Origin of the sequence: Pontibacillus litoralis JSM 072002 (genome assembly GCF_000775615.1) — a bacterium.
GTDB lineage: Bacteria > Bacillota > Bacilli > Bacillales > BH030062 > Pontibacillus > Pontibacillus litoralis.
This window is the reverse complement of record NZ_AVPG01000020.1, coordinates 47,785-59,291: the sequence shown is the minus strand read 5'-3', so window position 1 is coordinate 59,291 and position 11,507 is coordinate 47,785. Positions and strand designations below refer to the sequence as shown.

At 39.7% G+C, this 11,507-nt stretch carries 12 protein-coding genes and 2 tRNA genes; all 14 read right to left on the bottom strand.

Translation table 11 applies throughout. The features are described 5' to 3' along the window. Positions 1 to 43: 43 nt before the first annotated feature. The 14 genes from N784_RS12120 to N784_RS12055 all read right to left on the bottom strand — a co-directional run bounded on the left by N784_RS12120 (position 44) and on the right by N784_RS12055 (position 11,427). A tRNA-Asp gene (locus tag N784_RS12120) sits at positions 44 to 120 on the bottom strand. 11 nt (positions 121 to 131) lie between these two features. Beyond that, positions 132 to 206, bottom strand: a tRNA-Glu gene (locus N784_RS12115). Positions 207 to 331: 125 nt separating this feature from the next. Then, positions 332 to 1,621: an adenylosuccinate synthase gene (locus N784_RS12110; RefSeq protein WP_036835266.1), complete on the bottom strand. Its 1,290-nt coding sequence runs from the start codon at positions 1,619 to 1,621 to the stop codon at positions 332 to 334. 237 nt (positions 1,622 to 1,858) lie between these two features. Beyond that, positions 1,859 to 3,220 (bottom strand): replicative DNA helicase, encoded by a 1,362-nt coding sequence (gene dnaB / locus N784_RS12105; protein ID WP_036835262.1) that lies wholly within the window; start codon positions 3,218 to 3,220, stop codon positions 1,859 to 1,861. A 39-nt stretch (positions 3,221 to 3,259) separates the two neighbouring features. Continuing rightward, positions 3,260 to 3,706 carry a 50S ribosomal protein L9 gene (gene rplI, locus N784_RS12100; RefSeq protein WP_036835261.1) on the bottom strand — a complete coding sequence of 149 codons (447 nt, stop codon included), beginning with the start codon at positions 3,704 to 3,706 and terminating at the stop codon, positions 3,260 to 3,262. Further along, positions 3,703 to 5,673, bottom strand: coding sequence for a DHH family phosphoesterase (locus N784_RS12095; RefSeq protein ID WP_036835259.1), 1,971 nt, complete (start codon positions 5,671 to 5,673; stop codon positions 3,703 to 3,705). The genes rplI and N784_RS12095 overlap by 4 nt, the downstream gene beginning before the upstream one ends. A gap of 31 nt (positions 5,674 to 5,704) precedes the next feature. Next, positions 5,705 to 6,643: a YybS family protein gene (locus N784_RS12090; RefSeq protein WP_036835256.1), complete on the bottom strand. Its 939-nt coding sequence runs from the start codon at positions 6,641 to 6,643 to the stop codon at positions 5,705 to 5,707. Between the two features lie 160 nt (positions 6,644 to 6,803). Continuing rightward, positions 6,804 to 7,031: a 30S ribosomal protein S18 gene (gene rpsR / locus N784_RS12085; protein WP_036835255.1), complete on the bottom strand. Its 228-nt coding sequence runs from the start codon at positions 7,029 to 7,031 to the stop codon at positions 6,804 to 6,806. Positions 7,032 to 7,053: 22 nt separating this feature from the next. Beyond that, complete coding sequence (gene ssb, locus N784_RS12080; protein WP_036835253.1) at positions 7,054 to 7,503, bottom strand: single-stranded DNA-binding protein; 450 nt, start codon at positions 7,501 to 7,503, stop codon at positions 7,054 to 7,056. Positions 7,504 to 7,514: 11 nt separating this feature from the next. Further along, positions 7,515 to 7,805: a 30S ribosomal protein S6 gene (gene rpsF, locus N784_RS12075; RefSeq protein WP_036835251.1), complete on the bottom strand. Its 291-nt coding sequence runs from the start codon at positions 7,803 to 7,805 to the stop codon at positions 7,515 to 7,517. A gap of 122 nt (positions 7,806 to 7,927) precedes the next feature. Then, positions 7,928 to 9,028, bottom strand: a complete 1,101-nt coding sequence (ychF, locus tag N784_RS12070; protein ID WP_036835249.1) for a redox-regulated ATPase YchF — start codon at positions 9,026 to 9,028, stop codon at positions 7,928 to 7,930. Positions 9,029 to 9,248: 220 nt separating this feature from the next. After that, positions 9,249 to 9,449, bottom strand: coding sequence for a DUF951 domain-containing protein (locus tag N784_RS12065; RefSeq protein WP_036835248.1), 201 nt, complete (start codon positions 9,447 to 9,449; stop codon positions 9,249 to 9,251). Further along, a complete protein-coding gene (locus N784_RS12060; protein ID WP_052127297.1) occupies positions 9,442 to 10,299 on the bottom strand; it encodes a mechanosensitive ion channel family protein in 858 nt (285 codons plus the stop codon). The genes N784_RS12065 and N784_RS12060 overlap by 8 nt, the downstream gene beginning before the upstream one ends. Positions 10,300 to 10,413: 114 nt before the next feature. Continuing rightward, a complete protein-coding gene (locus tag N784_RS12055) occupies positions 10,414 to 11,427 on the bottom strand; it encodes a YkvI family membrane protein (RefSeq protein WP_036835246.1) in 1,014 nt (337 codons plus the stop codon). Positions 11,428 to 11,507 lie beyond the last annotated feature (80 nt).

The following is an 11,507-nucleotide window of genomic DNA, read 5'->3' as shown; positions in this document are numbered from 1 at the left end:
TGCTCTACCGACTGAGCTACCGAGCCATAATAGTTTATAAAAATGGCGGTCCGGACGGGACTCGAACCCGCGACCTCCTGCGTGACAGGCAGGCATTCTAACCAACTGAACTACCGGACCTTAGTAATAAATGGTGACCCGTACGGGATTCGAACCCGTGTTACCGCCGTGAAAGGGCGGTGTCTTAACCACTTGACCAACGGGCCTAAATGATTTCCTAATGTGACAGCGTTATTAATAATAGCACGTTGAAACTGTATTGACAATAGTTTTTTTAAAAATATTTAAGAAATGTAAAGCCTGTCACATCAACGTATGACAGGCTTCATCATTATGCTTGATAAATATCTTTGATAATGTTGGTTTGTTCACGATCTGGGCCGACAGAAAATACTGCAAGTGGGATACCTGTAAGCTCTGTCACACGGTTTACATAGTGCTGCGCATTCTCTGGTAAGTCTTCGAAGCGTCGCACATGAGTAATATCTTCTGTCCACCCCGACATTTCTTCATATACCGGCTCACATTGTGCTAATACGTTAAGATTGGCTGGGTATTCTGTTAAAAGTTCCCCGTTGTAGCGATAAGCTGTACAAATCTTTAATGTATCGATGCCTGTAAGTACATCAATGGAGTTTAAAGATAAAGCTGTAATACCACTTACGCGGCGGGCATGGGAAACCACGACGCTATCAAACCAACCAACGCGACGAGCTCTACCGGTTGTTGTGCCGTATTCACGACCGACTTCACGAATTTGATTGCCGATTTCATCATGTAATTCTGTTGGGAATGGACCATCACCTACACGAGTTGTGTACGCTTTAGATACTCCAACAACTTGATGGATTTTATTCGGACCAACACCAGCTCCAATAGCTACTCCACCTGCAGTAGGGTTAGAGGATGTAACAAATGGATACGTCCCTTGATCAATGTCTAGCATGACGCCTTGGGCACCTTCAAATAATACCGGCTCTTCTGCATCAATCGCATCGTTAAGCACTTTAGACGTATCGCATACGTATTGGGCAATTTGCTGACCATATTCAAAATACTCTGCAAAAATTTCCTCAACAGACATTTCTTCTGCTCCATAAATATGCTTAAACAGTTTATTCTTCTCTTTTAAATTTTGTTCTAGTTTCACGCGGAACGTATCGGCATCTAATAAATCCGCCATACGAATACCGACACGAGCGACTTTATCCATATAAGCAGGACCGATCCCTTTTTTCGTTGTGCCGATTTTCTGATCGCCTTTTTCTGCTTCTTGTAGTTCATCAAGCTTTATATGATATGGCAATATTACTTGAGCACGATTACTAATGCGTAAATTCGTTGTCGTTACATTGCGATCGTGTAGATATTTCAACTCTTTTAATAGTGCTTTCGGATTAACTACCATGCCATTTCCGAGCACACAAAGTTTATCATCATAAAAAATACCTGAAGGAATTAAATGTAGCTTATACGTATCTCCTTCAAATTGAATGGTATGACCAGCATTGTCTCCGCCTTGATAACGGGCTATGACATGGGCTTGCTTTGATAAGAAATCTGTAATTTTCCCTTTTCCTTCATCTCCCCATTGAGTTCCTACTACAACAACTGAAGACATATAGGGCACCTCCGCCTTTTAACACATTTACTTTTTATTAAGACATTTTGTAGCTTATCAAGACGAGAATCAAAAGTCAACAAATAACACGAACATTAAGTTGCATAATTTGATTATTGTTCGACAAACCTTATCTTTTTAGTTTTCCCCACATTGGTAAGCAATTATGTAATGCCAAATGAAAAAAATCGCCACCTATACATTAATGGTGTGGCGATTCGTTTCATTTGTATTAGATTAAGCAGGTGGAATATCACTTGCATCATAGCGATGGTCTAAATCTACGAATTTATTATATTCTTTTACAAAGGCTAATTCTACTGTACCAACAGGACCGTTACGTTGTTTCGCCAATATAATTTCAATAATGTTCTGTCGTTCTGACTCTTTATCATAATAATCATCACGATAAAGGAAACCAACGATATCGGCATCCTGCTCAATACTCCCTGATTCACGTATGTCAGACATCATTGGGCGTTTATCTTGTCGTCCTTCTACACCACGGGACAGCTGAGATAGGGCAATTAACGGGACATTCAATTCACGCGCAAGTCCTTTCAATGACCTAGAAATCTCTGATACTTCTTGCTGACGGTTTTCTTTAGAAGAGCCGCTTCCTTGGATTAATTGCAAATAGTCAATTAGGATCATGCCTAGGCCGTGTTCTTGTTTCAAGCGACGGCATTTAGAACGGATCTCATTGACGCGAATACCTGGTGTATCATCAATGAATATACCCGCATTCGACAGACTCCCCATTGCCATCGTTAGCTTACCCCAATCTTCTGTGTCCATTTGACCTGTTCGAAGTCCCTGTGCATTAATATTCCCCTCTGCACAAAGCATACGCATGACAAGCTGCTCTGCCCCCATCTCTAGAGAGAAGATTGCTACGTTCTCTTGCGCGGTAATGGACACGTTTTGGGCAATGTTGAGAGCAAAAGCTGTTTTCCCAACCGATGGACGTGCGGCAATAATAATGAGATCGTTCTTCTGGAATCCGGATGTCATTTTATCTAAATCCTTGAAACCAGTCGGTACCCCAGTAATATCAGCATCTTGATTATGAATCTGCTCAATATTATCATACACATCTATGAGCACGTCTTTAATGTTCTTAAAACGGCCTGTATTCTTACGCTGTGCCACTTCTAAAATGGATTTCTCAGCGTCGTTTAGTACCCCTTCCACATCATCTTCATTCGCAAATCCATTAGTCACAATGTTGGTCGCTGTTTTTATTAATCTTCGTAGAATCGATTTCTCTTCTACAATTTTCGTATAGTATTCCATATTAGCCGCAGTCGGTACAGAGTTGGCTAAATCGCTCAAATACGATACACCACCGACATCTTCTAACACTTGAATATTCGATAGAGCGGTTGTCGTTGTTACAATGTCAATAGGTTCCCCTTTATCCGACAGTTGTAGCATTACTTCAAAAATGCGCTGATGACTAGCTCGATAGAAATCATCTGGCATTAATACTTCTGCTGCTGTCGAAATAGACTGGGGTTCTAAGAAAATAGCACCAAGCACCGCCTGCTCCGCTTCAATGTTGTGAGGAGGGGTGCGGTCGTCTAGATAGTCACTCAACTTCGCTTCCTCCTTTTATCTCTTCAGAGGAACTACACGTTACTTTTCGGAAACGTGTACTTTAATTGTTCCTGTTACTTCATGGTGAAGTTTCACTGGTACATTCGTATAACCTAATGAACGGATAGGCGCGTCCATCTCGATTTTTCGTTTATCAATTTTAATACCGTGGGATTTATGCAATTGTTCCGCGATTTGCTTACTTGTAATCGATCCAAATAGACTTCCTTTGTCACCGGATTTCGCTTGCATTTCAACAGTAAGGTTTTCTAGTGTGGCTTTTAAACGCTTTGCTTCTTCTAGTTCCTCTTTTGCTTGTTCTTGTTGCTTATTCTTCTTTGCTTCTAACGCTTTTAAGTTCCCTTTTGTAGCTTCGACAGCTAAATTATTCTTAAGCAAGTAGTTACGTGCATATCCTTCTGACACATTTTTTATTTCACCTTTTTTCCCTTTGCCTTTCACATCTGCGGTAAAAATTACTTTCATGATTCAGTTCCCCCTTCTACATATTTATCTAATATACCTTTTAGCTGCTGATCCACTTCATCCATCGTTGTATCCGATAGTTGTGTTGCAGCATTGGTTAAATGGCCGCCACCTTCCATGGCCTCCATAATCACTTGTACGTTCACATCGCCTAATGACCGGGCACTAATACCGATTCGTCCATCGACGCGTTCGGAAATAACAAACGATGCAATGACACCACTCATCGTCAGCAGCGTATCAGCTGCTTGGGCAATAATGACCGGGCCATACGTTTCACCAGGTACCCCTTTGGCAATGGCAATACCGTCTCGATAAATCTTTGTCCTTTCAATAAGACGACTTCGCTTCACATAGATATCTAAGTCTTCTTTCATGAACTTCTGCACAAGTACGGTATCCGCCCCTCGTGAGCGCAAATAACTCGCCGCATCAAACGTTCTTGATCCTGTACGTAACGTAAAGCTCTTCGTATCAACAATAATACCTGCTAGTAGGGCCGTTGATTCTAACATGCTTAGCTTTAATTTCTTCGGCTGATATTCTAACATTTCTGTAACGAGTTCAGCAGTAGACGATGCATACGGCTCCATATACACAAGGGTTGGATCGTTAATAAATTCTTCTGCTCTTCTGTGATGGTCAATGACGACGACGTGTTCTGTCCTGCTTAATAATCGTTCGTCCATTACAAGTGACGGTTTATGCGTATCCACGACAACTAATAAAGAATTCTTACTCACGACTTCATGTGCTTCATAAGGAGATACAAACCAAGTGTAAAGCTGCTCATTCGTTTGAATCTCTTCCATTAGACGCTGCACACCAGTATATTCATCCGGGTCATATACAACGAATCCATCTTTATCATTGGCTTGAGCTATTTTCAAAATACCGATACACGCCCCAATGGAGTCCATGTCCGGATTTTTGTGCCCCATCACAATAACGTTATCCGCTTCTTTCACTAATTCTTTCAATGCGTGAGAGATAACGCGAGCTCGTACTCTTGTGCGTTTCTCCATTGGATTCGTTTTCCCGCCATAGAAGCGCACTTTTCCATGTTCATCTTTAATCGCTACTTGGTCGCCACCACGTCCAAGCGCTAAGTCTAAACTAGATTGAGCAAGTTCTCCTAATTCCCGTAAAGAAACTTCTCCAACACCAATACCGAGACTTAACGTAAGCGGAACATTTTTATCTGTGTGTAACGCTCGCACGTCATCAAGAATATCAAACTTCGTCCGCTCCAAATTCGATAAAATTTGTTGGTTCATGACGGCAAAGAATTTATCTTGAGAGAATCGTTTCAAATAAACCCCGTTTTCTTCTGACCATTCATTTAGATTAGCCGTAACTTGTGAATTTAGTCTACTTTTAGACGTATCATCCATGGCCTGTGTGATTTCTTCATAATTGTCGAGAAAAATAATGGCAATAACCGTACGATCATTCATGTACAAGTCTTGGATTTCCCTTTGCTTCGTTCGGTCAAACAAATAAAGCAACCGTTCCTCCTTTTTAATGATCGTCTGAAATTCATAGCCGTCAATGTTCACCCAAATGTCTTCTTTATCCTCTTTGATTGCTGGGATAACTTGATTCGAAATTTCATTTAATGAATGTCCAATCAAGTTATCATGAGGATAGAAATTGTTCATGTACGGATTCGTCCATTCAATATGATAATCTTCACTAAATAAAACAATTCCAATAGGCATTTCCATTAACGCCTCTTCGCCAACTTTTTTCACTCGATAGGAAAGCGTGGAAATATATGCTTCTGTTTCCGTAATTAAATCTTGTTCTGTTCGTACACTATAATAAATCGATGCAGCCAATAATGCGGCCATCACTAAACCGAGCCTCCACTCATAGAAAAAGGTGAGGCCAAGTAATATAACGGATAATGCATAAATTACCCATAAATGACTGCTCATCTTCGGTTTTCGAAAGAAATTCGGCATGACCGTCATCTCCTAAACTATTTGTCCGACCTTACTTCTTTGAAAATCGCGCTCGTAAGGAAAATCCTAAATCAATTATACCTAAAATCATTAAAGGATATAGTAATAAAAATGGTAGCATAAATGTCAAGACCACCATTCCAATCGGAAAAGCTTTAGTTATTTTCTTATAATCGGCAAAAGCAAACAAAAACGTTAAGCCTTGTAACGTCATTAGAAATCCTGTAAGTGTATAGACGTTCTGACTTGCTTGGTCCATAAACGAACCGGGGTCTGCATTGATCCACGTTAATATAATCGCAATTAAATGATACCATATTAACGCTTTAGGAAACGACATGTTTCGTACTGGTGGAAACTGGTGCTTCGTCTTATAGGTTAAGTTCATAAGTTTATACCCTAACCAAAGCGTCATTAATGCATAACCAATAGACATAATAGCCATGAAACTAGGAAGCAAGCCAATGATTCGATATAATTGTTCCTCCACAAGCTCTAGTTGCTCTTCTGGCACAGTTCCACTAATCGACTCAATCATTTGCTTAGACGCCTCTATCGATTCCTGCATATAAACTTGAATTTCCTCTACCCAATTAATATGGAATAGTAGTAATGACAAGACATAAAATAACACCATTCCAAGTACATAGCCTACGGTTCCTTGCGCCCATATTTCATAGGATGAACGTTTCAAATAGACACCTGTACCTAACGCGATTCCGCCACAAATTGCTAACAGTGTAATAGGAAGTGATGCGACTGTAGCAACTATTAACGTTATTGGCATTATAATAGCTGCTAAAATAACAGAAGACTTCCATCCAAAACGCGCCGTATAAATCATAAAAGGTAAAGGTAAGAGTACCATTCCAATAACGGCGACACCAGGAATGAAAATACTCATTAGTAGCAAAATGATGTAAATAGCCGCGTATACGATTCCTTCTTTTATCTTTGTAGTTTGATTCATTCTATATTGCTCTCCTCTAAATTGTTTCCATTGTTTTTAAAGTCCATGATATAAAGATACCAAATGGGACAATCGTATTCAATTCAAGGCTATTATCGTAAGAAAAAAAGCACAGCGCTTATATGCTGTGCTTCTTCTTATATGCTTACAAATGTAAGACCTAGTCGTTCACGTAAGGCAATAAAGCCATTTGACGTGCACGCTTGATCGCTACTGTAAGTTTACGTTGATATTTAGCAGATGTTCCTGTCACACGACGAGGAAGAATCTTTCCACGCTCTGAGATAAAACGCTTAAGAAGATCTACATCTTTATAGTCAATGTGTGTAATTCCGTTAGATGTGAAGAAACACACCTTTTTACGTTTCGCACGACCGCGACGAGCCATAATGTATGCCTCCTTTCTTTATTTAGAATGGTAAATCATCGTCTGATATATCGATAGGTTCCCCATTATTCGCGAATGGGTCCTCTTGTCTTGGCTGGTTCATTTGGTTCTGGTTCGGCTGGAATCCTGATGTATTTGACCCACCTGAAGAGCCTTTCGTTTCCAAAAATTGAACACTATCAGCAACAACTTCTGTTACAAATATTCGTTTTCCTTCTTGGTTATCAAAGCTACGGGTTTGCAAACGACCATCAACACCAATCATACTACCTTTTTTCATGTAGTTCGCTAGGTTTTCAGCAGCACGACGCCAAACAACACAATTAATGAAATCTGCATCTCTACTGCCTTGTTGACTTGTAAAAGGACGATTTACTGCAATGGTAAAATTAGCAACAGCAACTCCGTTTGGTGTATAGCGCAAATCAGGATCTTTCGTTAATCTGCCGACAAGTACGACACGATTTAACACAGAACCACTCCTTATTTATCGTCTTCGCGTACTGCGATATGACGAATAATATCATCAGAATACTTAGCAAGACGATCAAATTCATTAATCGCTTCGCTGCCGCTTGCAAGCTTAACAATTACGTAATAACCATCACGGAAATCGTTAATTTCGTATGCAAGGCGACGCTTACCAAGCTCTTCTGTTTTCTTTACTTCCGCACCATTATCAGTAAGAACTGTATTGAAACGCTCAATTACTGATTTCTGAGATTCCTCATCAATGTTTGGGCGGATGATGTACATAATTTCGTAATTTCTCATCCGTCTTCACCTCCTTTTGGACTTAGCGGCCCTTATTTGGGCAAGGAGTAATATGTTTTCATTACTCACAATGTAGTATTATACCAAACTAATTTGCAGATTACAATAGGAATCCTAATGCGCTATACATTAAATCGGAAATGAATAACATCGCCGTCTTTGACGATATACTCTTTCCCTTCTAAACGAACCTTTCCTTGCTCTTTAGCAATGGACATTTTTCCGGCCTGTAGTAAGTCGTCATATGCAACCGTTTCTGCGCGAATGAAGCCACGTTCAAAGTCACTATGAATAATTCCAGCTGCTTGTGGTGCCGTCATACCTTCTTTAAACGTCCAAGCTCGTACTTCTTGCTCACCTGCTGTGAAATACGTTGCTAAGCCTAATAGGTTATAAGCAGCTTTAATCAATTGATCTAAACCTGACTCTTCAATGCCTAACTCTTGAAGAAATTCTTCTTTTTCTTCGCCCTCTAGTTCTGCAATTTCTGATTCGATTTTCGCACATACAACGATGACTTGTGCGCCTTCTTTTTCTGCAAAGTCACGAACTGCTTGTACGTGTTCGTTATTACTTGCATTTGCTACTTCATCTTCACTTACATTCGCCACATATAGGGTTGGTTTTGACGTTAATAAATGCAACCCTCTTACGATTTTCGTTTGCTCTTCTGTGAATTGTAGCGCACGGACTGGTGTTTCGTTTTCTAATGCTTCTTTCGCTTTCTCTAATACTTCATGTTCTGCCATCGCTTCTTTATCTTTCTGGCGTACTAACTTCTGTACACGTTCTAAACGTTTATTCACTGTTTCTAAATCAGCCAAAATAAGTTCTAAGTTAATGACTTCAATATCATCAATGGGATTGACACTACCTGATACGTGCGTAATATTCTCATCTTCAAAGCAACGAACGACTTGACAAATCGCGTCCACTTGACGAATGTGAGATAAGAATTGGTTACCAAGTCCTTCTCCTTTACTTGCACCTTTCACAATCCCAGCAATATCCGTAAATTCGAAAGCAGTTGGGACTGTCTTCTTCGGCTTCACTAGCTCTGTTAACTTCTGGAGACGATCATCTGGCACTTCTACGATACCAACGTTTGGATCAATTGTACAAAACGGGTAGTTCGCAGACTCTGCACCCGCTTGTGTAATGGCGTTAAACAATGTTGATTTACCAACATTCGGTAAACCTACAATTCCTGCTGTTAGAGACATAAATGTTTCCACTCCTTAAAGGTTTCCGACTATCTAAATATACGTTTCGCAGTCAACCCAATTATAATTTTGTATCCGTAAAAAGACAAGCTAACAAAAGAACAAAACAAGAGACCTTCCCCTCCATGTTTTGTTCTTTTATACAGCTGAAATTATAAAAACAAACGCTGTTCATCTTTACGTTCTTCCATTTTAACTGTTTCACGTGAAACACTTTTTCTTATTCCTGTGGCGCTGCTTCAACCACTTTTTTCATACGTGATTCGAATTTTTTTCGAGGAATTAGAACACTATGACCGCACCCTTGGCATTTAATGCGAATATCCATTCCTAAACGAATAATTTTCCATCTATTCTCGCCACAAGGATGAGCTTTCTTCATTTGCACCACATCATTTAAATGATACTGCTTGTCAGCCATTGTCCTCACCTCCCTCAATGGATTGTGCTTCATCTGTTCTACTATACAAGACGAGACGCGGAAATGGAATCTCAATCCCTCGTTCATCTAAATGATTCTTAATATCTTTGCGCATCATACGTGCGATATGCCAGTGCATCATCGGCTCTGTTTCAGCAATAATACGTAATTGTATATCGGACGTTCCCAAATGTTGCACACCTAGCAACTCTGGTACAGCTCTTATTTCTTCATAGCGATTCGGCATCTCTTGCAATAGCTCCTCAATCGCTTCTTCTGCACGATTTATATCTCCTTCATACGCAATACTAACATCCACAACGGCAATACTATTATGAATAGAGTAGTTCGTCACTTCTTTAATGTTGCCATTAGGGATGATGTAAATCTTTCCAGTCCAGTGCTTAATTTTCGTTGTTCGAAAACCAATTTCCTCTACAAACCCTTCTGATGTGTTCGTTTGTATGTAATCCCCTACGGAGAATTGATCTTCAAAAATAATAAAGAATCCACTTATAATATCTTGTACAAGACTTTGCGCTCCAAAACCAATCGCTAATCCAGCTATTCCAGCCCCTGCAAGCATAGCGCCTACTTCGAAACCAAGATTTTGCAGAATCATAACGATAGCAGCAAAATAAATCGTGTACGTTAATGTATTTTCCAGCAATTTAATAAGCGTATTCTCTCTACGCTCTGTAATTTGAAATGGTCCTCTTCTTCGCTTCTTAAATAAATTTTGAATAATTTTCTTGCCAATGCGTATTACGAGCATTGCCATAAATAGGATAAATAAAATGGTTCCTATCTTTAAAGCTATATCCACCCATAAATCAGGACCTGTTAACATATTATAAAAGGCTTCCCAATCCGTCTTCACTTCCTTCACTTGCGTTGACACCTTATCCGTCACCTTTCTTTTGTAACTCTTGCTTATGGCTATTATTTTAACAGCTTTTCAATTTTATTTGTATCGATTTGTAAACGGGTAAAGCAATAAACTAGAGAGAACATATAAGTTCAGTAAGCCGTATATAGGGTACAAATATGTAATTAATGTCGAAAAACCAATACTCGTTAAGGGGACCATCACCATGATAATGACGAATGCGAGTAACCATAACGGTCCTTGAAAGCGGGATTGGATACGCGTCACTAACCCTAATACACCTGATGCCGCTGTAGTAAAAATAGCAACCCATAACAAAATAGAAATAAATAAAAACATCTCTATCGGATAATGTTTAAGGATAGCAAACAAGGGTATCTCATACAATAAAATATCGTCGGCAATTTGAATAAGACTATTGTTATATATATAAGAAATAGCACCGAGTACAAGACCACTACCTACACTAGCAATCCATACTTCCCCTTTCTTAACTACCTTATCCCCAATAGCACCTAGCACCGCGATGAGTGGTAGTATGTTAAGTGCTGTAAAAGGAAACGCAGCCGCCCAATTTCGCTGCTCCGCTAGGGAAGACAACCATGATAACTCTTGCTGAACCGAAAATAAAATTAAGACGTACAAAAGCCCCCCTATTAATAAAGGTAAAATCACAGCATTCATGGAAAGAAGCCCTTGCACCCCCCATATAAATACGAGGATGAGTGGGATAACAATAGCTGTAATGCCTAACCAATAAGGAAGATGAAACGCTTGCCACGTCGCACCACTACCAGCTAGCATAATAACCGTTGTCGAAAATAAATAAAGAATAATCATCACATCATACCCTAGTGTCAACTTATCACCGACAATGGTTCGTAGTACAGGTAGGTAGTGTGTCGATTTCTTTTGATAACTTATATCCATAATAACGTAACAGCAAATGGTAAATAAAATAGCAAACAACAAAATAGCAAGTCCACTTTCATAGCCAAAAAATTGCCAAAGTTCCCGCCCAGAAGCATACCCTGCGCCAATCATCGTACCAATAATTAAGAACATCCATTTTAGCCCGGCTCGTATCATATTGCTTTCCTCCTACCTTCTCCTTCATTCGATGTATAGATGAAGAAAAAGCGCTATATACTAATAACAATATGAATACG

Bases quoted from the DNA above. Each gene is read 5' to 3' on its own strand.
- N784_RS12110 (WP_036835266.1), bottom strand. From the start codon at position 1,621: ATGTCTTCAGTTGTTGTAGTAGGAACTCAATGGGGAGATGAAGGAAAA.
- rplI (WP_036835261.1), bottom strand. From the start codon at position 3,706: ATGAAAGTAATTTTTACCGCAGATGTGAAAGGCAAAGGGAAAAAAGGT.
- N784_RS12095 (WP_036835259.1), bottom strand. From the start codon at position 5,673: ATGCCGAATTTCTTTCGAAAACCGAAGATGAGCAGTCATTTATGGGTA.
- N784_RS12090 (WP_036835256.1), bottom strand. From the start codon at position 6,643: ATGAATCAAACTACAAAGATAAAAGAAGGAATCGTATACGCGGCTATT.
- rpsR (WP_036835255.1), bottom strand. From the start codon at position 7,031: ATGGCTCGTCGCGGTCGTGCGAAACGTAAAAAGGTGTGTTTCTTCACA.
- rpsF (WP_036835251.1), bottom strand. From the start codon at position 7,805: ATGAGAAATTACGAAATTATGTACATCATCCGCCCAAACATTGATGAG.
- ychF (WP_036835249.1), bottom strand. From the start codon at position 9,028: ATGTCTCTAACAGCAGGAATTGTAGGTTTACCGAATGTTGGTAAATCA.
- N784_RS12065 (WP_036835248.1), bottom strand. From the start codon at position 9,449: ATGGCTGACAAGCAGTATCATTTAAATGATGTGGTGCAAATGAAGAAA.
- N784_RS12060 (WP_052127297.1), bottom strand. From the start codon at position 10,299: ATGTTAACAGGTCCTGATTTATGGGTGGATATAGCTTTAAAGATAGGA.
- N784_RS12055 (WP_036835246.1), bottom strand. From the start codon at position 11,427: ATGATACGAGCCGGGCTAAAATGGATGTTCTTAATTATTGGTACGATG.